The organism is Clostridium sp. UBA4395, from assembly GCF_002390995.1.
GTDB classification, from domain to species: Bacteria; Bacillota; Clostridia; order Clostridiales; family Clostridiaceae; genus Clostridium_J; species Clostridium_J sulfidigenes.
In genome coordinates, this window is the sequence record NZ_DGRF01000016.1 from 72,288 (window position 1) to 96,156 (window position 23,869).

Sequence of the window (23,869 nt, forward strand, 5' to 3'; positions counted from 1 at the left end):
TTACATAGTAATTACATGTGAGATAAATACTATATAAAAGGAAACCTCTTATTTTAGAATTACAATTCTAAAATAAGAGGTTTAATATTTTAACTTATAATTAGATTTCTATAAAAGTCCACCTATTGAAACAAATAGTGAAGCAAATACTAAAGAAACAATTGTCATAAGTTTTATTAATATGTTGATTGATGGACCTGATGTATCCTTAAATGGATCACCAACTGTATCTCCAACAACAGCGGCTTTATGAGCATCGCTACCTTTACCACCGTGAGTACCTTCTTCAATGTACTTCTTAGCATTATCCCATGCACCACCAGAGTTAGACATGAAGATAGCAAGCATAACTCCAGAAACAAGAGCTCCTACTAGAAGTCCACCTAAAGCTTCTGTACCAAGTAATATACCAATTACTAGTGGCATAGCTACAGCCATAACTCCAGGAAGCATCATTTCTTTTAATGCTGCAGCTGTTGAAATTTCAACACATCTTTTGTAATCAGGTTTTCCTGTACCTTCTAAGATACCAGGAATGTTTTTAAATTGATTACGAACTTCAACAATCATTTTGTTAGCAGTTTTACCAACTGATTGCATTGTAAATGCTGAGAATAAGAATGGAAGCATACCTCCAATTAATAAACCAACAATTACTTTAGGATTTAAACAGTCTATAGTAGTTAATCCAACAGCTTGAGAGTAAGAAGCGAATAATGCTAATGCTGTAAGTGCAGCAGAACCAATAGCAAATCCTTTACCCATAGCAGCTGTAGTGTTACCTACAGAGTCTAATTTATCTGTAATCTTACGAACTGATGAATCAAGTCCTGCCATTTCTGCAATACCACCAGCATTATCAGCAATTGGACCGTAAGCATCAACTGCAACAGTTATACCAGTAGTTGAAAGCATTCCAACGGCTGCAAGAGCAATACCGTATAATCCAGCGAATGAATAAGCAACTAGTATAGCAATAGCAATTAATATTATAGGAAAAGCTGTAGATTCCATTCCAACAGCAAGTCCAGATATTATTGTTGTTGCAGAACCAGTTTCAGATTGTTCAGCAATTTTCTTTACTGATTTATAATCACTTGAAGTGTATACCTCTGTTAACTTACCAATTAATAAACCAACTATAATTCCAGAAATTATTGCGAAGAATGGTAAGAAATCTCCAAAGAATTTTTTACTAAGTATAGCAGAAGATATAACAACTAATATACTAGCTAAGTAAGTTCCGCTATTTAAAGCTTTATGTGGATTTTGGCTTTTACTATTATTTACAAGCACAATACCTATTATAGAACAGAAAATTCCAGTTGCAGATATTATAAGTGGGAAAATAGCTCCATCTAATCCAAAAGCAACTACGCCTAGAGTAATAGCAGATATGATAGAACCAACATATGATTCAAATAAGTCTGCACCCATACCAGCAACATCACCAACGTTATCACCAACGTTATCAGCGATTACTGCCGGGTTACGTGGATCATCTTCAGGTATACCAGCTTCAACCTTACCAACAAGGTCAGCTCCAACGTCAGCAGCCTTAGTATATATTCCACCACCAACACGTCCAAAAAGAGCTAGAGTAGAAGCTCCTAAACTAAATCCAGTAAGTACTTCTATATTATTTGTAAAAAAGTAAACTACACTTACTCCTAGAAGTCCAAGACCTACAACACATAGACCCATAACAGCTCCACCAGAGAACGCAATTGAAAGTGCTTTACTCATACCAGATGTTCTAGCACCTTCAGCAGTTCTTACATTGGCTTTAGTAGCTGTATGCATACCAACATAACCTGCTAGAGTTGAGAATAATGCTCCAACTAAGAAGCAAACAGCTGTAACCCAGCTACCTATTCCTACACCAATTAATACAAAAATAATTGCACAGAAAATGATTAATACTTTGTACTCTGCCTTTAAGAAAGCAGCAGCACCTTCACTTATAGCTGAAGCGATTTCTTTCATTTTATCTGTACCTTCACTACTTTTATTAATTTTTGATAGTAGTAAAAAGGCAGAGATTAAAGCAAGCAATCCAGCAACTATACAAACATAGATAAGATTGTTCATAATAAAGTCCCCCTATATATTCTTATTTAATTTTATTTAACAATTGAAGTGAAGGGTTTAACCTAGACTTCAATTGGATTTGTCCTATGTATTAACCTTGTATATGATACAAAAAATAGTATAATATATCAAGCAGAAAAATTAGCCATTTTAAATTAAAATGGTTAATAAATATGTATTTAAATACAATTTAAATCTTATTAGTACTAATAAATGTTATCATCATAATAATTTTATGTCAAATATAAGTTGAATTTTATTTAAATATCTTTGAATATATTAAAAGAAAATATAGAATTATTTTAATATACTAAATTGTGATACATTTTATATGTAGAAAGAAAGTATTAATGCCACCTTATAAATGTCAATTATGATTAATAATTATGGTTAATTCATATAAAAAGGACACCTTAAATTTTACTTAGGTAAAATGGAGGAATTTTATGCTTGTAATAAGTATGAAAGATGTATAAATAATTATTTGAAATAAAAGGAAATTAAATACGCAATTAGTGAACGTATTAATATAATTTATGTTAAATGTATTTTCGGTAATACAGGCTTGAATTAATTTAAGGAACTTATATATAAATTGCATAGATTCAAGTATAAAGTATAAAACATCTAATTATACACAAAGTATAAGATTAGATGTTTTATTTATAGTTTATTTTAAATTATTTTGTTTATCTTTCCAAAATTGTAATGATTGTAGACAATGCCTTGTTAAACACATTACTTTATTTTCAAACTCAAGATTACCATTTAATCTATTGCAAAACATATGAATAATACTTAGCACTATATCCAATTTACTATTAGTTAAGTTACCAGAGTTATCAACAGAGTTCATTTTTTCAGCAAAAGAATTTAAACTTTTTTTTCTTAATTCTAGTAATTTTATAATAAGAGAACGATCAGTAAATTCATCTCTAAATGGTAAAGTAATATTAAAATCTGATATTTGTAAATAAAGGTTTCTTTTTTGGTTAAACAAGTCTCTATATTCATTTTTATCATATAAAGTTATGAAAATATCTTTCTGAGTATAATAGTCTAGACCTAATTCATTTAATATACTGAGTATACCTATAACGGCAATTTCTTCCAATTCTAGATTTAAAGCATTAGTTCTTATGAGTTTTATAATATTAGAAACAAATATGCTATCATCACAAAATATATTTTCAGCATAATCTATTAGTTGATTACCTCCGTAGCGTTCTATTTCTCTAAAATAAGAATCAAAGTCTATTGAAGATATTATTTGTTTATTAATCAATTCGTTAAACCATATATTTAATTTATCTAATAAATCATTTTTTTTATGTGATTTATTTAATTTTAATCTAAGGCGTAAGCTTCCACCGTTGTCGCTATATCTTAAGAAAAAGAATTTTTCGATCTCATTATTGCTTTTTAATGTTTCACAGAAAGGTAATAATTCAAATCCTATAAATTCATTTGTTCTATCTCCTAATCCGTATAGTTTCATATATACCCATTCACTACCTGGTAGAAAACATCTATCAGGACTAAATGTCGGAGTATTAGCTCTATTGTTTATATAGTTAGAACTTGTAGAATAGTTTAAAAATGTTTTATGGCTAGGTTGTGAATTTTTATTTACTACTAAAGGAATTATAAATTCAGAAAAGTATTTTCCATCACTTCCTTGTGCAATTAGATTATTTTCCATTTCTAAGGTTTCAGTAACTATAATTTCTTTAGCATCCTTCTTTAATACTTCAAATAATATATCTAGATGTTCTAAGACATCTAAATTTAATAATAATCTATTATCTGAATATGAACTTTCTTTCATAAATATATATTGAGGAATCTTATTATTAGAAATCCATTCGTTTATTTTAGTATGAAAGTTATGTTTATCTACACTTTTATAATCAAGATTTAATGCATTTAGAGAAAGTTTCCATTGCTCTGGAATCAATACTATATTTTTGTATGATATCCTAGGTATATAATTAAGTTCTAAGAAATCATCATCTAATAAAAATGAAAATAATTGTTTTGAAGAACAATCTGATATTTCAATTAAGAACTTGGTGATGTCACTGCAGAATATCGGATTAATCATACTTTCGGATTTGAATTTTATTCTTTTATTCATTGTTTTAGATTTAACAAAAAATCTATTATTATCTATACCTATATATAAATCTGATAACGCTATTGATTTTATATCATTAGAATTATTGGTAGAAAGACTAATTTCATATTTTCTATTTGAAGATACAGTAGTTACATTTCCATGTCTGCCATACATTGGAGTTTCATTAATTGCTACTAGTATTTCATTATCATTTAAGTCTGATTCCATTTCATTTAACTTTTTTAAATGATGAATACTATCATCTAGTAACTCTGAAAATCTTCCAAAGCTTTTTCCAGCTCCATTAGAACCTATTGTGGGACCTAAACATATTAAAAAATCTCCGTTATCAATGTCTGAACAAGAGTTAGCAATTATGTTTACATATATTTCCATAGATGAGGGAATAGGTGTAAATCTATTTAATTCATACTTATCTAATATAGTCTCTAGTTCTAAAGCTTCAATTTTTACTTCATTTATATTTTTCTTTAAGGCGTCTATAATCTTATCATACAAATACTTATTTATAGACTTCTTTTTTCCAACGGAGATATAATAACGGGAATCATGTATATTTTCAATGTTTGCATATTTGTCATAAAAACCTAGACCTATATTAGAATCCATAAGCTCCAGTAATGGAACCTCTCTATATATTCCATACTTCTCTTCAAAAGACTGCTTATAAGCCATGAGACTTTTTTTGCTAGAATCTTCACTAATTAAGTAGAATAAAGATGCAAATTCCTCTATTGACTGCTTAATTTTTTTATTAAGCTTAATATCATTTTTAGAAACTGATTTCATATCAACTTGAACATAGTCTTTAGTTTCAATAATTAGCTTCATTTTAGTTATTAATTCATTATAGATATCTTCCCCTTGTCCAACACTTGTTTTATTATATTTTTCAATAAGAGCCTTAATTTCTATAAGTTTAAAATATATATTAGGGTTAAATTTAAGTTTACTTAAAATATCAAGGATATAATTTAGGGGATTAGTATTCACTATAGGAGGTCTTAGTTCGGATATGAGATATTCATTTTCTAATAATTGATATATAAAATTTTTTATTGTGCTATCTTCCACATCTTTATTTAAGTCTTTTAAATGATTGAATAAATCTATAAACTTTATAGGATTTTCACATAAACTCATTGAATATTTCACCATATTTGAATTCGTAATAGAACTTGTGTGGGATCTTGTTTTTTTGTCTGTTACATAATCTCCCATATTACTAATGTATGGGATTTTAAGTCTGGAACCTGTTTCATAAACTATATTATTTTTAGTTAGTTTTAATTCTTGCATTATTGACTCATCTTTTTCTATCATTTTAATAACTTTATAACACCATTCCATATCTATTCTAGTACTTTTAATAAAATTTTCTTGTTGACTTAATTTAATATCAGAGGAATCATCAAAAAAACCCACATTAATTCCTGAAAAAAGACCATATGGAGTAGTTCTTGTACTCATCCTTATTAAATATTTGATAAAAGAATCTACGATTTTACTCTTGCATTTATTGTCAATGCATACATTTGAATTTTTCATTGATTCATAGAGTGACAAGCTAGATACGTCAATAGCTTCAATGATAATTTTATTACTAAAAAGATAATTTAATTCATTATAATTTAATTCATTAATTCTGAATAAATTTTTATATAAGTCTATTGGATATAACGGTGTTCTAATCATAAAAAAGTCTGCAGCTTTAAATAATTCTAAATTCATGTTTTCAGCTTCTTTCTATATTTATATTGAATTTTATATATAAATGAACCTCATGTATGAAATTTATATATGAATAATTAAAATTACAGAAAATTAGTGTTTAATTTAAATATATTTAAGAAATATAGAGAATTATAAATAGTTAAACAACATTATATATTAAAAAAAAATATTTGTAAATAATCGTATTACAAAATTTTATTTGTAAAATTTCAAATAATTGTATTTACATTTATGGAAATTATATATATAATGTAACTTGTAGAAGACAATTAACAGTTAAAAAAGTGTGTTAAGAAATTGTGTTTAAGAATATAGAGTATTATTTATAAAGTGGTGGTATTAATAAGGTGATTATGGACAAGCTAATGCATAAGGGTAAGGGTATTAAGATATTAAGAGTATTGATAGGTGGTAAAGATTATATGGATATATTAACTAAGTAATTATCTTAACAATATACAGAATATTAACAATAAATAGATTAATAATAAATTTCTGATGATATTAACTATTTTAACTGTATCCTTACTTTGTTTTATAGGACTGTATTGCAAAGGAAAGGTTTACATAATTATATATTGAAAGGAGGTGATTAAATGAATAATAATAGTTTCAGTTTAGATTTACAAAAGAATGAAGGAAGTGGAATTAATTATACAAAACCAACTCAAGATTCAAGTGGAATTGGTGGTGGTAGTGGTTTTATAACTTTACCTCCGATGCCTACTGGTAACTGTCCTGCACCTTCAACTCAATCTATAACTAAAAATAGCATATTTGTGAAATGTGGGCAGTTTTAAAACAAAAACTAAAAAAGAGATTCATATATATGAATCTCTTTTCAATATTAAATTAGAACAATGAGTTTAAGATTTAGTATTTTTTTAATAGTGTGTACACTGGAAGTTGAGTATTTTAAGTTATTAAATATAAGTAATATAAGATTTATAGGTGAAAAGGTACATAATAATATTTTTAAGCAAAAATAAGAGTTTGGATAAAATTATTAGTAAGTTTCAAATTAAATAAATATACTATGCATGAAAATGTACATATTTTAAAGTCCTAAAAATGATGTGTTAATTTTAAAAGTTACATTTAATGAATATAATGGTAAACATTTAATGATTATTATAAATGATAAATTTTGAAACATGAGGTGAAGCCGTGAATTATATTAAATCTGTATTATATAGTAAAAATGAATATGATAAGAAAATATTAGATATAATTAATTTCATAACTACTAAATTAATGAGTGAGTTAGATTCTAACTCAGGTTTAACTTTTAAAGATAAGTATACTAACTTATTTAATTATTCTGCAATATGTTTATTATTAGCAGAAATTAAAGATGTATTAGACGAAGATATTGATTGGGATGGCCTAGTTCTTGATAACATGAAGAAAGTAAAAAATATACTTGATGAAATGGGATATTATATAATGCCTTGCAACTTTGAAGGGAACTCTGATGTAGCTTTTAGTATATATGCACTAGCTAAAAAAACTACATACTATGATGTTTTTTTAAAGGGATTAAATAACTTGATTCTAGAACAAACTAAAGTTAAATTGAAAAGTTTAAAACAGAACAATAAAGAAATATTAGTGGAAGACTACGATTTAATTAGTGGACTGTCTGGAATATGTTTATATTTAGTACAATTTAAATCACATAAACATATAAAAAAAACTATTCTTGAGATCATAGAATGGTTAATTTTGCTTATGGATGAAGTAAATGTAGATGGATACAATGTACCTATGTTTTATATAAAATCAGAAAATCAGCATTACCCTAATAAAGACTTATTTCCAAATGGTAGTTTAAACTTTAGTTTATCACATGGAATAGCTGGTGTATTGGCTACTTTATCAATTTGCCTAAAGGAAGAAATTGAAGTTCAAGGACAAAGACAATGCATGAAAAAGATACTGGATTTATTAAAAAATAATATATATATTGAAAATAAAAAATATTGTTGGCCTGGAATATTAGATTTGAAAGATTATGTTAATCATAATTATAGAAGGTTTAGTAATGGAGCCAGTTGGTGTTATGGAACTCCAGGTATTGCAAGAGCGGTATTTCTAGCAGCTAATGAATTAGGGGATAATGAAGGAAAAGATTTAGCTACTCAAGTTATGATTAATATATGTAATACAAGTTATAATCAATTAAATTTAGGTTCGCCTATAGTATGCCACGGATATGCTGGATTATTAGCTTGTATTTATACAATGTATTTAGATACGAAAAATAAAATATTTAAAGATGCTATATTTAAATATTCTAATACTATTGTTAGTTATTTTAATACAAATAATAAATATGGATTTCAAGATATTATTATTGATAAATACAATAATAATATAATTAAAGAAGATAAAGTTAACTTTTTAGAAGGGAATGTAGGAATAGCATTAGCTTTATTAGTAACTTATAAATGGGACAAACCTATCTGGCTAAGACATATGGGATTAATTTAGATAAATAGTAAGTTTATAATAATTAGAAGACTGGAGAGTAATTATGAATGATGTAAGGATATCTAAAAAAGGTATTATTTATTCAAAAAATAATGAGAAAGGAAAAGTTAAACAAAAATCATTTAGGTGTATTAAGTGGTTATTAATGGAGTCAATACCTATAATTCCATATCAAATTATAATAATCATAATTAATTGTTTTATGTCAATTGCTGGAATATATGCAGCTTTATTATCAAAATCGCTTATTGATTACGCTATAAACAGGGATGTAGGGAATATGTGGATATGTCTTATAATATTTTCAGTTATTACATTTATAAAAGTATTTTTAAATCCATTAATTTCAATTCTTACAGCGAAGTCTTCCCTAAAATTTAAAAATTTATTACAAAATAAAATTTTTAAACATATTTGTTATAGTAAATATGGAAGTATAATGAAGTATCATAGTATGAATTTATTGACAAGAATAACATCAGATATAAATATTATATCTGATGTTATTTTAGAGACTATTCCTAATTTAATTTCATTAATTATAACATTTGTTATTTCATTATTAGTATTAATAAGGTTATCTTTTCAAATAGGTATTATTGCATTAGTTTCTGGACCATTACTATTTATAATTAATTCCAAGATAAGTATTAGGTTAAAAGAAGTTTATAAAGAAATTCAAAATGAAGAAGTAAAGTATAATTCATTTATTCAGGAAACATTAAAAAATATACTTGTAGTAAAGTCATTTTGCAAAGAAAAAGTAAGTATTAGTAAACTTAAAATTATACAAGAAAATAAATTAAGTTTATATATAAAAAATGTTAAAATAAGTTCTTTGTCAGGACTTTCTATAAACTTTTATTCAACATTTATTTATTTTATAGTATTTAGTTGGGGAGTAATTAATATTTGTAGTGGAAAAACTACTTATGGTACACTTACTGCGATACTTCAGCTTTATAGTAATGTACAGTATCCTATATCATCAATTGCAGAAATAATTCCCACATTTGCACAATGCATAGCAGCTGTAGAAAGGGTTAGAGAGATTGAGAATATATCAATTGAAGATAAAAACGTACATGTTAAAGAAGTAGTTTCTTCAGACTCAGTTATAGAATTAAAAAATGTAACGTTTAATTACAATGATGATAAAGCTAAGATATTAGATCGGGTTAATTTAAGTATAAATCAAGGGGAAATAATAGCCCTAGTAGGACCATCAGGGTCTGGAAAGACAACTTTAGCTAAATTAATGCTTTCACTGTTAGAATGTAGTGAAGGTGAAGTAAATGTAAGTATACCAACAAATATAAATATGAATGAAAGTATAAAGACTAATTATAGAGAATTAATCTCCTATATTCCTCAAGGAAACACCCTTTTTTCAGGAACTATAGAAGAAAATATAAGATATGGAAATAATAATGCAACTTTTGGTGAATTAAAAGAGGCAGCTATTCAGAGTTGTGCACTAGAATTTATTGATAAGTTAGAGAATGGATTTGATACTTTAATTGGAGAGAATGGTATAGGTATTTCTGAAGGACAAGCACAAAGAATAGCTATTGCTAGAGCATTAATAAGAAAACGGCCTATACTTTTATTGGATGAAGTTACGTCATCTTTAGATGAGGTTACAGAATGTAAAATTGTTTCTTACTTAAGTCAATTATCCTATAAACCTACATGTATAATAATAACTCATAGACCGGCAGCTCTTTCAATATGTGATAGTATTTATAAATTAGAAGGTGGACAAATTGTTAAAGTTAATTATTAAAGGAGAATAAGTGAAATACAAATAATTACAGTAGTAGCTGGTAAAGGAGGTTTAGAAGAGGCTTTAGTATATACTAAATTTGCTGTAAGTAGAACAGAAGAAATAAAAAATATTATAGAATGGATGAAAGAAATGATACGATTATGTTATGTACTCATAATATACTTGTTACTCACAATGATGAGGAGTATACATATATGGGAAAAAGACTTAAGGATAAATATGAAGATGAGTATTACTCTATAGGATTTGAGTTCTCAAGGGGATATTTTACTTCACGTGGTGAAAGCTCTGGAATTTATGAGGCCTTTCATATAGATAATAATGACTCTAATTACTTATGTTATTCTTTTGATAAAACAAAGATACCTATTTCGTTCTTGGATTTCAAATCTGCTTCTACAAACAGTGACGTATCTGAATTTTTATCAAACAGACCATATATTCATGTATTTGGAGATAATTATTTAGGTAGTGAAGTATCACATTCTTTTATGTATTCACCTAGAAACTTATTTGATGGATTAATATATAAAAGAAACTACAGAGTCTAAGCTCATATACTAAAATAATAGCTTAATGGGGGGATAATGAATATGAAAAAGAAACTAAAACTTATATCAACGTGTTTAATCTCTATTCTTTGTTTAACAGCTTGTTCAAAGGTAAATGAAAATCCAGAAGTAAAGGCTTTGAAAAAAAGTGTAATACCAATAAGTACAGTGGAAGCTGGTAATGGATTTGAAGATTTAATGCCGCTTAAGGACATATTAAAAGATAAAAAAATAGTTGCTATGGGGGAAGCAACTCATGGCACTAGTGAATTCTTTAAGATGAAACATAGATTCTTTGAATTTTTAGTAGAAGAGATGGGCTATAGAGTCTTTGTTATGGAATGTAATGGTGGAGCTGGACAAGTAATAAATGATTATATTTTAAAGGGAGAAGGTAATGTAGAGGATTCTTTACCTGAATTATATAGAACGGAAGAAATAAAAAACATGATAAAGTGGATGAAGGAATATAATAATGATCCATCTCATAAAGAAAAGATTAAATTCTATGGGATGGATATTGTTGATATATTAGATACACTTCCTAAACTTAGTTATTATTTAGGGGAACTAGACAAAGAGCTACAGACTAAGGTGGAAGAAGATACTTTAAACACAATATATAGAAATGATATTAAAGCTCTTACAGCTGAACAACTTGATAGTATTCTATTAAATATAAATGAAGTTAAGAAAGATATGGAGAATTCAAAAGAAAAGTACTTTAATAACAACTTACAGAATGAGTATGAGTTAGCTATATGGAATCTAAATCTTCTATCCCAATGTGTAGAATATCGCATAGAAGCTAATAAAAGTATACATCCATTTGTCCTATCAGTTGCAGCAAGTAATTTACGAGATAAATATATGGCGACCAATGTTAAATGGATACAAGAGCATGAAGGTAAATTAGGAAATGATAAAGTTATGCTATGGGCACACAATATACATGTTTCATCTATGGATGATATTTATAAATATATGGGTAAAAGTTTAAAGGAAATGTATGGAGATGAATATTATTCTATAGGCTTTGAATTTTCTAGAGGAAGTTTTAATGTATATGATGGTATGTCTACTAATAGTTTTACAAAATCAGATATAGATATTAGTGCTTCTGAATATTTAGCGTACAAATTTGATAAAACCCAGGTACCTATATCATTTTTAGATTTTAATTCAGCATCTGAGAATAAGGAGTTATCAGAAATACTATCAAAGAATCAAATTTTTAATTTTAGTAATGCATTTTATGATGAGAGTATTCCAAAAAGCTTTCAATATATACCTAAAAATTTGTTTGATGGATTAATATATATAAAAGAGACTACACCTTCCAAAATACAATAAGCCATTAACTTTATAAATACTTAATTTTATATGATATGTATAATTTAATGGATAGTATGAATATATAAGAATATATAACACCAATTTATATGACTATTTATATAAATTGGTGTTTGTATTTCATACTATTTATAAATATTGAAGAAATGCTATTAATTAATAGGAAATTATCTCTAGTAGTTAATAAATTAAAGTAAGGTAATTTTTTTGTTGATCAGATAACTCGTACTCCCCTTCATCCTCTTCTGTTGAAAAGCTAGATTTCATAAAGTTTCGAAATTTCTCTAAATTCTCCATTTAATACAACTCCTTAAAAGTAAAATGTTCATAAACGAGCTTAGTTAACATTTATTCTTGATTCTAAGTTATTACTTAGAAAATTATAATATAAGAATAACCTTTATCCTATTATTTCATAATAACCTACTATTTTAAATAGATAATTTGTAAAATATGTGATTTAATAGTTAATAGGATATATGAAAAAATTTTCCTATATAAATATTTATATAGGAAACTAGTTTAATATTTATAAATATAACTATTTAACTATTTAACTAGTTAAATAGTTGTTCTGCCCATGCGGGTTTGAGAAGATTAGGGGGAGAAAAGTGGAGTTAATATTAAAGGATATACAAAAAAGTTTTGAAAATAAAGTGGTGTTAAAAGAAGCATCTTTTACCTTTGAAAAAGGAAAGATATATGGCCTATTAGGAAGAAATGGTGCAGGTAAAACTACTTTATTTAATTGTATAAGTGGAGAGGTAAGCAAAGATTCAGGGGAGGTCATCTTAGAGAATGGAGTGGGTAATGAAGCAGAGTTAGATTATTCTAATATAGGATTTGTTTTTGCAGATCCAGTATTACCAGAGTTTTTAACAGGTTATGAGTTTGTTAAATTCTATATAGATATAAATAAGGATAAGATTAATGACATTAAGACCGTAGAGGAATATTTAAATATCATAAAAATATCTAAGGCTGATAGTCATAGATTAATTAAAACCTATTCTCATGGAATGAAGAACAAGCTCCAGATGTTATGCTTTTTAATAAGTAGACCTCCGGTAATTTTATTAGATGAACCATTAAGTTCTTTTGATGTAATTGTGGCACTAGAAATTAAAAATTTATTAAAGGAAATAAAGAGTGAGCATATAATTATATTTTCAACCCATATATTACAACTTGCCATGGATTTATGTGATGAAATAGTAGTTCTTAATCATGGAATATTAGAGCAAGTTCCAAGTGAACTTATAAGAAGTGGAAAGTTTGAGGAAAGCATCATGGAAATTTTAAAGGAGGACAGTTATGATTAGAACTTTTACTAATACATACAAATTCTCCTTTGCACAAGGTGCAAATACATTCATATATTTCATCAAGAGGATTCCACTAATAGGTAAAAAAGTTCCAGAGAGTCTTTACAGTAAAACAAAGGCTAAAGTTACTCTTGGAATTATATTTGAAGTAATGTCTTTTTTATTTGGCTTTATTAAAAAAGCTGTTTATATAGGTGTGATGATAGCACTTCCTGCTCTGTACCTCTCAAAGGAAAGCGGAAATTTACAGGAAGTAGCTCTTCAAATATTTTTTATTTTAAGCTTTATTCTAGGACCTATTATAAATACTACTTTAATGCCACGAGATGAAAAACCTTTCAACATGATAAGATTAATGAGGGTGGATGCTAAAAAGTACTTTATAAGTGAAATGGTTTATACCAGAATTTTAGCTTTTATACATTTTACTCCCGTGATGATGGTACTGTTTTCTCCAGTAAAGGGATTAATTTTGACCTTTGAGTTTATACTCATTAGATTCATATGGGAGTTTATTCATTTATTTGTATTTAGTAGATTTAACAAGATGATATCAAATATGGATATATTTATTGGGACATTGGTGATTATTTGTCCTTTACTAGCTTATGTTCCTTTATTTTTTCATGTTAATATAGGACTTCATAGGTGGATATATGATTACAGGATTATTATCCTATTATTTTTATTGTCAGTTTTATCTCTTAGATATATCTTTAAATACAAAAGATTTAAGGATATTGGTAAAATTATATGCACTAAGGATAATGTTTTAGAGAAACAAAAATTAGTAAAAGATGTTCAGTTTAAAGATGTAGAAATAAATGAGAAGAAGATAAAAGTAGAAGACTTGAATTCCAATATCTATGAAAATAAGCAAGGCTATGAATATCTTAATGCTATATTTTTCAAAAGATACAAAAAACTTTTATCAAAGTCTTCAAAATATATAATTATAGGAAGTCTTATAGTAACAATGGTTGCCATTGGATTTATATTGTGGAAGCCAAGTGATAAAGTAGGTATTACAGATTTTTTCAAGAATAAAACTTCTAGTTGGATATTTGTAATGTACTTTTTATCTACTACAGAAAGAATTTGTAAAGCTATGTTTTTTAATTGTGATATAAGCTTACTTAGATATGGGTACTATAGACAAAGAGAAGCTATATTTTCTAATTTTAAATCTAGGTTAAAAAGGGTAGTTGTTTTTAATATTCTTCCTGCTTTAGTAATTTGCTGTTGTATAATTTTCATACTAATAGCATCTGGAGACCCTAAGGCAATATTAGAATTAAGTTATTTATTTTTAAGTATAATAGCCTTGGCTTGCTTTTTTTCCATACATCATTTAGCGGTATATTATATAATTCAGCCATATACTGCTAACTTAGAGGTCAAAAGCCCACTATTCAGAGGAATTAATACAGTAATGTATGTAGTTTGTTATATGTGTTCAGGAATTGATAGCTCTTCCTATATATTTAGTTTAGGAGTAATCATATTCACTGTAATATATATGATTATAGCATTAACATTAGTGTATAAATTAGCACCTAAGACATTTAGGCTTAAATAGATAACAAATATTAAAAAACTTCTATGAATTTGTAAAATTTTAATGTATAATATATAGGCAACTCATAAATAAAGAAATATTTCATTATGATATGATATGCTCTTAGAAAATTATACAATTAATGTACAAAATAATATTACATTATAAGCAAAGAGGAAGAATCCAAAGGATTTTTCCTCTATATTTTTTCAAAAATATAAGAAGTGAGAGGTGAAAAACAATGACAATTAATAGAAAAGAGACTTTGAAGGAAGAAATGAAATTCAGTAGTACTAAGGAATGGATAGAAAAGCAACTTTTAAACGCTGAGAAAAAGTGTGAAGAGTATGAAACGAAAGTAGCAACCCTTAAAAAATCTTCAAGGGGTACTTTTAGTACAGAACTAATTTTAGCCCAAAATATTCAAGACTTCGCAAATAAAGATTTGCATAAGTATAATGAAAGTAAAGATAATCCATACTTTGCAAGAATTGATTTCAAGGAAAAGATAAGAGATGTAGAGAGCTTTTATATTGGTAAGTTTGGACTTATAGATGAAGTTAAAAACGAAGAGGTTGTCATTGATTGGAGAGCACCTCTTGCCAATTTATATTATAGTGGAACTTTTGGAGCAGCATCTTATACTGCCCCCATGGGAGAAATTCAAGGAGACCTATTATTAAAAAGGAAATTCAAAGTTAAGGATGGGAAAATAGTAAATATCTTTGATGAGGGAGTAAATGAGTTAATAGTTCCAGTATCAGAAGATGGAGAAGAACTAGTAGATGAGTTTTTAAAGATAAATTTAGAAGAAAATATGAGTAAAAAGCTTAAGGATGTAGTAAATACTATTCAAAGGGAACAAAATGAAATTATTAGAGCATATAAAAATAAGCCTATAATTATTCAAGGTTCTGCAGGTTCGGGAAAGACTACGGTAGCATTACATAGATTAGCCTACCTAGTGTATACCTATGGAGATGAAATGAATAATAGGAACATACTAGTAGTTGCACCAAACCAGTTATTTTTAGACTATATCTCAGATATATTACCAAACTTAGGAGTTAGTAATGTAAAACAGTCAACCTTTGAAGAACTTTGCAGTGCAATTTTAAACATTAAATATAAAATAATAACTAAGGATAAAAAGCTTGCACACATAATGGAGTGTAAGGATGAGGAAGAAATTAAATACATTACTGCATCCAGTAAGATAAAAGGTACAATGACCTATAAAATCATCATGGATAGGTTTATTAAATATTTAGAAAGAAAGAGTTCTGAAGTAGAGGATATATTAGTTGATGAATACATTTTATTTTCAGCAAAGGAAATAAAAAGACTATATATAAAGGATTTAGAAAATTTACCTATTAACAAGAGAAAAGATGAAATAAATAAATATTTTAAAGGTAAGTTAAAAAGCCGAATAGAAGAAATTAAAGAAAAGATAGAAAATTTATACTTTTTTAAGATAAAAGATATTAAAGATAGGAAAGCCATATCAGAGGAAGATAAGAGAAAAGAAATAATAAAAACCTATGATGAACGAGATGAGCTTATAGCAGGACTAAAAACTAAAGGTAGTAAGGCATTAAAAGAGTTCTTTGGTAATTGGAAGAAGATAAGTGTAGTGGATAGCTATATAAATCTATATAACGATGAAGAAGCATTTTCGTATGTAACAGATAATTGCTTACCTAAAAAGCTAGCTGATTACATGAGAGATGAAATAAATAAAAATATTGCCGCTAAAAATATAGACTGTGATGATTTAACGGCGTTGACGTACTTACAATTGAAGTTAGAAGGGGTCGTGGGAGAGAGCTATATTCATACTGTCATTGATGAAGCGCAAGATTATAGCATTATGCAGTTTAGTGTATTGAAGGAGATATCAAAGAATAACTCCATGACTATAGTAGGGGATTTAGGACAAGGAATCTATAATTATAAAGGAATTAACTCATGGGAAAGCTTAATAGAAAAGGTATTTAACGAAGATGCCACTTATATAACTTTATCCCAAAGCTATAGGTCTACAGTAGAAATAATAGAGTTTGCAAACAGAGTATTAGAAAAGCAAGAGTTAAATATAAAACCTGCTCTTCCTATATTAAGACATGGAGATGAACCTAGGGTTATTAATGCTAGAGAAGATGAAGAAATAAGAGTTATTGATTCTTTATTAGAAGAAATATATAGTAAGAATAAAAAAACTGTAGCTATAATTTGCAAAACCTATACTGAGTGCAAGGAACTACATAAAAGGCTTGAGAAGGAGTCAAAATATAAATGGGAACTTATAGAAGAGAGTCAAAGTAAATTAGATATAGATAAGTTAATTATACCTAGCTATATGACCAAGGGGTTAGAGTTTGATGCAACTATTGTTTATAATTGTAATGAAGATATGTATAGCAATGAAGCCTTAGATAAAAAGTTACTATATGTGGCTTTAACTAGAGCATTACATCTTCAATATGTAATGTATAATGGAGTGCTTTCTTCTTTACTTGTATAGGTATAAGCATAGTTGCACTAAGGAATAATAGGTTATAGTTTAAAATAGAAGTTATTGTACTATAATTTTAAAGGTAATAGAAAAAAAGTGCAAATTATGATATATTTAAGGTTGTGTAAGTCAAAATAATTAGATAATTTATTGATAATACGAATTATGTTTCGATAATGAAGGTATATGAATGCCATTATATTATTAAATTATTTGATAATAACCTAAATAAAATATAATAAGAGGAAGTGATTATTATGGGAGAAAATATAGGAAATACATCTTCAAATTTTATTAAAAGAATAGTGGTGGATGACTTACAGAGCAACAAACATGACAATATAATTACTCGTTTTCCACCAGAACCAAATGGATATTTACATATAGGACATGCAAAATCTATAGTTTTAAACTTTGAGTTAGCAGATGAGTTTAATGGAAAGACAAACTTAAGATTTGACGATACAAATCCTACTAAAGAGGATACTGAATATGTTGAATCTATAAAAGAAGATATAAAATGGCTTGGGTTTGACTGGGATGATTTATACTTTGCATCAGATTATTTTGAGGAAATGTATAATAGGGCAGTACTCTTAATTAAAAAAGGATTAGCCTTTGTATGTGATTTAACTCCTGATGAAATAAGAGAATATAGAGGTAGTTTAAAAGAACCAGGAAAAGAAAGTCCTTACAGAAATAGAACCGTTAAAGAAAACTTAGACTTGTTTGATCGTATGAGAAAAGGTGAGTTTAAGGATGGTGAGAAGGTTTTAAGAGCTAAAATTGATATGAGCTCTCCTAATATAAATATGAGGGATCCTATAATCTATCGTATATCTCATACAGCACATCATAACACAGGAGATAAATGGTGTGTATATCCAATGTATGATTTTGCACATCCCCTAGAAGATGCTATAGAAGGCATAACTCACTCAATCTGTACTTTAGAATTTGAGGATCATAGACCACTTTATGATTGGGTAGTAGAAGCGTGTGAAATGGAAAGTACTCCAAGACAAATAGAATTTGCAAGACTAAATATTACTAATACAGTAATGAGTAAAAGAAAACTTAAAGCTTTAGTAGATGAAGGTATTGCTGATGGATGGGATGATCCAAGAATGCCAACTATAGCTGGATTAAGAAGACGTGGTTATACTCCTGAGTCTATAAGAAACTTCTGTAGAGAAATAGGGGTAGCAAAAAATGATAGTACTGTAGATGAACAATTATTAGAACATTTTATTAGAGAAGATTTAAGTACTAAAGCACCAAGAACCATGGGAGTTATTAGGCCTTTAAAGGTGGTTATAACTAACTACCCTGAGGGTGAAGTTGAAATGTTAGAGATTGAAAATAATCAAGATGACCCATCCATGGGGAAAAGAATGGTACAATTTTCTAGAGAAATATATATTGAAGAAGAAGATTTTATGGAAGAACCGCCTAAAAAGTACTTTAGATTATTCCCAGGAAATGAAGTTAGACTTAAGGGAGCATACTTTATAAAGTGTAATGATTTTATAAAAGATGAATCTGGAAAAGTTGTTGAGATTCATTGTACTTATGACAAGGAAACTAAGAGTGGAACAGGATTTACAGGTAGAAAAGTTAAGGGAACAATACATTGGGTAGATGCTAGCTCTGCTATACCAGCAGAATTTAGACTATATGAACCTTTAATAAAAGATGAAGAAATTGATGAAAACAAAACTTTCCTAGAATGTGTTAATCCAAAATCCTTAGAAGTATTACTGGGTTATGTTGAAGATAATGTGAGGGGCGTAAAACAAGGTGAAAGTTTCCAGTTCTTTAGACATGGATATTTTAATGTGGATTCTAAATATTCTACAGAGAATAAACCTGTATTTAACAGAATAGTATCTTTAAAAAGTTCTTTTAAAATAAAATAAAAACACTACCTCTTAATTTTAAAATTAAGAGGTAGTATTTTTTATAAAGTCTAATGTTAAATTCATAAGCTGTTTATATATGAATTATCTGTTACTTTTTAGGAGTTAATATAAACTTTAAGAGTATAAGGGCGTTAATAATAATATATGGACAAGTATAAAAACTGTATATAAGAATAAAGGAGGAAGTATGAAAAAGATATTAACTGGTTTGCTAGGCATGTTTTTAGTATTTGCTGTTATGAACACAACTGCTTTTGCAGATACTAAAGAGATGAGAGGCGCATGGATTAGCACTGTTTGGAACCTTGATTGGCCAACTGTTGGTGCTAGAAACAATGAGGCTCAACAAAAGCAAGAGTTTATAACACTATTGGACAAGCTACAAGCAACAGGATTAAATAGTGTTATAGTACAAGTAAGACCTAAGGGAGATGCTTTATATAATTCTAGTCTTAATCCTTGGTCTGACATACTTACTGGAACTCAAGGCAAGAATCCAGGATATGACCCATTAGCATTTATGATTGAAGAAACTCATAAAAGAGGAATGGAGTTTCATGCTTGGTTTAATCCCTATAGAATAACGACTTCTGGTACAGACGTAAATGCATTGGCATCAAATAATATGGCTAGGAAGAACCCTAGCTGGGCTATAGCTTATAACAATGCATTATATTATGATCCAGGCAATCCAGATGTAGTAAATTATTTAGTGGAAACTGTAGCTGAAGTGGTGAAAAATTACAAGGTAGATGGAATTCATTTTGATGATTATTTCTATCCAAGTAAATCTTTTAATGATGATACTAGCTACAGTAAGTATGGTAATGGAATTAATAAAGATGACTGGAGACGTGCTAATGTCAACACATTAATTCAGAAGGTATATACTAAAATTAATAGTATAAACTCATCAGTATCCTTTGGAGTAAGCCCAAGAGGAATATGGAAAAATGCATCTACTGATCCAGCTGGTTCAGCTACAAATGGTGGACAAAGCTACTATGATATATATTGTGATTCTGTAGCATGGATAAAGAATGGATGGGTTGACTATATAAATCCTCAGATATATTGGACTTTTGAAAATAGTGCAGCTCCCTATGGAACCCTTGTAGATTGGTGGGCAAAGCAAGTTAAAGGAACTAATGTTAAACTTTATATTGGACATGATGTTTCTAAAACTGAGGTAGCGAGTCAAATAGAAAAACAAGTAAATTATAGTAGAGCTAATTCAGAAGTAGATGGAAATATATATTTTAGAGCAAAATTTATATCTGAAAATAGTACACTTCAATCAAAATTAAAACAATTAAATAAAGTTACACATAAACAACTTAAGGGAATAAATAGATATGAAACATCAGTAAAGGTAAGTAAAGAAGGTTGGAGTAGCGCAAATACTGTACTATTAGTAAATGGTTATGCAAATGCTGATGGCCTTGTAGCAACTCCATTAGCATCGGCTTATGGAGCTCCAATACTTTTATCAAGTGCTGACACTTTACCTGAAAGTACAAAAACTGAATTAAAGAGATTAAATCCATCTAAAGTAATTTTAATTGGTGGGAAAGGAGTACTTTATGATAAGCTAATTAATGAAATCAAAAGTATAAAATCTAGCATAACAGTTGAAAGATTAGGTGGTTCAACTAGATATGACACATCTCTTTTAGTAGCAAAAAGATTAGATACTATAATTGATACAAATAAAGCTTATATATGTTATGGATATGGAGAAGCAGATGCCCTATCTATATCAGCAAAGGCTGGAGAAGATAGACAACCAATAATTTTATCAGAAACTAATTCTTTAAAAGATTCTTCTTTTGAATGGTTAAAAGGAGAGAAACTTCAAAATGCATATTTTATAGGTGGTACGGGGATTATAGGTGATTCTGTAATATCTAAGGTGAACGCCATAACATCTTCAGATGTAAGTGGAAATAGAGTTGCAGGTATTAATAGATATGATACAAATGCAGCTGTGATTAAAAAGTTTTATACTAACTCAGTTCAATCTGGGATTAGTGTTACTAAGGGATACGTATTAGCAGATGCATTAACAGCAGGTCCATTAGCGGCAAAATTAAAGACACCTATAGTGCTTGTAGACACTGAACTAAGTAACAATCAAAAACAGGTTTTAAGTACAAAACAAGCATCCTTAGTATACGAGATAGGAGGAGGAATAAATCCTTCTGCAGTGCAAGATGTTATAAATAGAGTAAGGTAATTTGAAATATTATTCAAATTAAATAAACTCAGTTAATATAATGATAATTACATTAACTGAGTTTTTTAATCTATGATATTATTATATGTTTATGTTAGAGTCTATGTCAGAAAATTCTACCATGAGTTTCTCGCTATTATTAGTAATATTTTGTGATATATGATTTTCCACATCTAAAGTGGCCCGATCAACTTCCTTTATAGGAAGGGTAAATATAAATTCACAACCTTTGTTTGGTTCACTTTTAAGGATAATGGAACCATCTAAAAGTTCTACTAGAGATTTTACCAAAGAGAGACCTATACCACTACCCTCTTTACTTTTAGATTTTTCATTTTTAACTTGAGTAAATCTTTCAAAGATGCTTCTTTGCTTATCTTTAGGAATTCCAATTCCAGTATCCTTTACTGAAACAGATATGGATTGTTTTAAACATTTTAAAGTTACGTATATACGTCCTCCTTTAGGTGTAAATTTAATAGCATTTGAAAGAAGGTTTAATATAATTCTATCTAGTTTTTCAGAATCTAGTGGCATATAAACCTCTTCTTCGTTAGTATCAAATACTATGGAAATTCCTCTAGCAGATGCATATTCAAGTACAGACATAGTGATATCTTCTACTACTTCTACTATATTCTTAACTTCAAACTCTACATGATAAAACCCAGAATCAATTTTTGTCATATCAATTAGATTATTTATAAGCTTAAGTAGTCGAAATCCATTTTGACGTATATATATTAGTTTAACTTCATCATCTTTATTAGCAAAAGTAAGTTTGCCGTTATCTTTATATATATCTAAAAGTTGTAGCCCGGATAGTATAACATTAAGCAAAGTACGTATTTCATGAGAAAAGTTAGCTAAAAATTCAGTTTTAATTTTATCACTTATCAGAAGTTCATCATATCTTTTCTTTGCAGCAATCATATTTTTTGCATTATTTGTTTTTTGGATTGTTTGAATAGCTAACATTATCATGCATACTAGCAAAATTAGAAGTAAAAGAAATACTATACCTAGAGAGACGCCTTTATTTATCCAACTATCATTTATAAATACAACATTCTCGGGAAGAGAAGAACGAGATATATTATTTGTTGTTACTTCTGATGCATCAAATAACAAGGTACTACCAGGATCGTATATACTTGGGATATCATTTGGTTTTGTACCATTTAGTACACGAATAGCAGTTTCATAAATGATTTTGCTGTGATTTTTTGCATATAATATATGTCCACCGATAGCTCCATTTCCAACATAAGTTTCCTTAAAAGTATATAATTGACCATTAGAATAGTTTTTTATAATATGTGTTGTATTCTTAGGTGAAATTATAATGTTGGAAGTATCTTTGAAATTACCAACAATTATTGAAGGTGTATTGCTAGGGTATTGAGATACTTTATAGCATAGATCATCAATATAATCGCTTTTTATAAAATTAAATCTTAACACATTAGTATAATAGGGAATAGTATCTCTTACTTGGTTTTCTATATACTTAGATGCTATAGTATTATCCAATAAAATATTTATTTCAGAAGTATTTGGATTTGTATGTAAAATCAAATCAACTAGGGTACGTACATTAACTGGTTCCATTACTCCAGTAAAGTTATTAAATGGATAGGAAGACAGCTTGCTAACATCATTAATACCGCCATATACCACAGGTACATTTTTAAACATGGGAGTAGTGTAATAATTTCCTACAAAATTTAAAGATTCATCATCAAGAGTAACAATTAAATCAAATTTAGTATTTTCATATTTTAATGACCAAAGGTCAGCTTGCTTATCTAAATAGGAGTTGTCATCATTTGTTATAGATAGGAATTCTATTCGTGTATGAATATTTAAGTCGCTTGAAGTTAGTGAAGTTTTGAGATTATCGAGAAGATAAGATTCCCACAGTTCATTTTCACTTTGAGAAGATAAAATTAATACCTCTTTATACTTTAAAAGGGATTGATCAGTATCACTTGATGGCGTAGCAAAAACTGTGATAGAGTTAAAGGACATAACTATGCCTAAAACTAAATTAACTAACACATATATAAATTTATTTCTTTGGCAGGAGAGTACATATTTATCATTCATACAAATCACCTAACATATCTATACTTGATTTTAAAATATATTTAATTGAC

General features: G+C 28.0%; 13 protein-coding genes. 10 read left to right on the plus strand and 3 right to left on the minus strand.

Going from position 1 to position 23,869, the window contains the following annotated elements:
* Window positions 1-108: 108 nt before the first annotated feature.
* The gene (locus B2694_RS01305; protein ID WP_346884227.1) at window positions 109-2,091 is read right to left on the minus strand and encodes a sodium-translocating pyrophosphatase; all 1,983 of its coding nucleotides are present in this window, start codon (window positions 2,089-2,091) and stop codon (window positions 109-111) included.
* Window positions 2,092-2,761: 670 nt separating this feature from the next.
* Window positions 2,762-5,962 carry a lantibiotic dehydratase gene (locus B2694_RS01310; protein WP_346884228.1) on the minus strand — a complete coding sequence of 1,067 codons (3,201 nt, stop codon included), beginning with the start codon at window positions 5,960-5,962 and terminating at the stop codon, window positions 2,762-2,764.
* 599 nt (window positions 5,963-6,561) lie between these two features.
* On the opposite strand from B2694_RS01310, the gene B2694_RS01315 reads away from it, so the two are divergent.
* The 10 genes from B2694_RS01315 to B2694_RS01360 all read left to right on the plus strand — a co-directional run bounded on the left by B2694_RS01315 (window position 6,562) and on the right by B2694_RS01360 (window position 21,710).
* Window positions 6,562-6,765, plus strand: coding sequence for a hypothetical protein (locus B2694_RS01315; RefSeq protein WP_346884229.1), 204 nt, complete (start codon window positions 6,562-6,564; stop codon window positions 6,763-6,765).
* 367 nt (window positions 6,766-7,132) lie between these two features.
* Window positions 7,133-8,458 (plus strand): lanthionine synthetase C family protein, encoded by a 1,326-nt coding sequence (locus B2694_RS01320; RefSeq protein WP_346884230.1) that lies wholly within the window; start codon window positions 7,133-7,135, stop codon window positions 8,456-8,458.
* Window positions 8,459-8,501: 43 nt separating this feature from the next.
* On the plus strand, window positions 8,502-10,244 hold the full coding sequence (locus B2694_RS01325) for an ABC transporter ATP-binding protein (RefSeq protein WP_346884231.1): 1,743 nt from the start codon (window positions 8,502-8,504) through the stop codon (window positions 10,242-10,244).
* Window positions 10,245-10,387: 143 nt separating this feature from the next.
* Window positions 10,388-10,798 (plus strand): erythromycin esterase family protein, encoded by a 411-nt coding sequence (locus B2694_RS01330; protein WP_346884273.1) that lies wholly within the window; start codon window positions 10,388-10,390, stop codon window positions 10,796-10,798.
* A 42-nt stretch (window positions 10,799-10,840) separates the two neighbouring features.
* Window positions 10,841-12,151: an erythromycin esterase family protein gene (locus tag B2694_RS01335; protein WP_346884232.1), complete on the plus strand. Its 1,311-nt coding sequence runs from the start codon at window positions 10,841-10,843 to the stop codon at window positions 12,149-12,151.
* 611 nt (window positions 12,152-12,762) lie between these two features.
* Entirely contained in the window at window positions 12,763-13,473 is a 711-nt protein-coding gene (locus B2694_RS01340; RefSeq protein WP_346884233.1) for an ABC transporter ATP-binding protein, read from the plus strand.
* Window positions 13,466-15,055, plus strand: a complete 1,590-nt coding sequence (locus B2694_RS01345) for a hypothetical protein (protein ID WP_346884234.1) — start codon at window positions 13,466-13,468, stop codon at window positions 15,053-15,055. Before B2694_RS01340 ends, B2694_RS01345 begins: the two co-directional genes overlap by 8 nt.
* Window positions 15,056-15,275: 220 nt before the next feature.
* Complete coding sequence (helD, locus tag B2694_RS01350; RefSeq protein ID WP_346884235.1) at window positions 15,276-17,561, plus strand: RNA polymerase recycling motor HelD; 2,286 nt, start codon at window positions 15,276-15,278, stop codon at window positions 17,559-17,561.
* Between the two features lie 248 nt (window positions 17,562-17,809).
* A complete protein-coding gene (locus tag B2694_RS01355) occupies window positions 17,810-19,471 on the plus strand; it encodes a glutamine--tRNA ligase/YqeY domain fusion protein (RefSeq protein ID WP_346884236.1) in 1,662 nt (553 codons plus the stop codon).
* 190 nt (window positions 19,472-19,661) lie between these two features.
* Entirely contained in the window at window positions 19,662-21,710 is a 2,049-nt protein-coding gene (locus tag B2694_RS01360; RefSeq protein WP_346884237.1) for a family 10 glycosylhydrolase, read from the plus strand.
* A gap of 81 nt (window positions 21,711-21,791) precedes the next feature.
* Here the strand turns inward: B2694_RS01360 and B2694_RS01365 are convergent, their stop codons facing one another.
* Complete coding sequence (locus tag B2694_RS01365; protein WP_346884238.1) at window positions 21,792-23,819, minus strand: HAMP domain-containing sensor histidine kinase; 2,028 nt, start codon at window positions 23,817-23,819, stop codon at window positions 21,792-21,794.
* Window positions 23,820-23,869 lie beyond the last annotated feature (50 nt).

Bases quoted from the DNA above. Each gene is read 5' to 3' on its own strand.
- B2694_RS01365 (WP_346884238.1), bottom strand. From the start codon at position 23,819: ATGAATGATAAATATGTACTCTCCTGCCAAAGAAATAAATTTATATAT.
- B2694_RS01305 (WP_346884227.1), bottom strand. From the start codon at position 2,091: ATGAACAATCTTATCTATGTTTGTATAGTTGCTGGATTGCTTGCTTTA.
- B2694_RS01345 (WP_346884234.1), top strand. From the start codon at position 13,466: ATGATTAGAACTTTTACTAATACATACAAATTCTCCTTTGCACAAGGT.
- B2694_RS01335 (WP_346884232.1), top strand. From the start codon at position 10,841: ATGAAAAAGAAACTAAAACTTATATCAACGTGTTTAATCTCTATTCTT.
- B2694_RS01315 (WP_346884229.1), top strand. From the start codon at position 6,562: ATGAATAATAATAGTTTCAGTTTAGATTTACAAAAGAATGAAGGAAGT.
- B2694_RS01360 (WP_346884237.1), top strand. From the start codon at position 19,662: ATGAAAAAGATATTAACTGGTTTGCTAGGCATGTTTTTAGTATTTGCT.
- B2694_RS01330 (WP_346884273.1), top strand. From the start codon at position 10,388: ATGTTATGTACTCATAATATACTTGTTACTCACAATGATGAGGAGTAT.
- B2694_RS01310 (WP_346884228.1), bottom strand. From the start codon at position 5,962: ATGAATTTAGAATTATTTAAAGCTGCAGACTTTTTTATGATTAGAACA.
- B2694_RS01355 (WP_346884236.1), top strand. From the start codon at position 17,810: ATGGGAGAAAATATAGGAAATACATCTTCAAATTTTATTAAAAGAATA.
- helD (WP_346884235.1), top strand. From the start codon at position 15,276: ATGACAATTAATAGAAAAGAGACTTTGAAGGAAGAAATGAAATTCAGT.
- B2694_RS01325 (WP_346884231.1), top strand. From the start codon at position 8,502: ATGAATGATGTAAGGATATCTAAAAAAGGTATTATTTATTCAAAAAAT.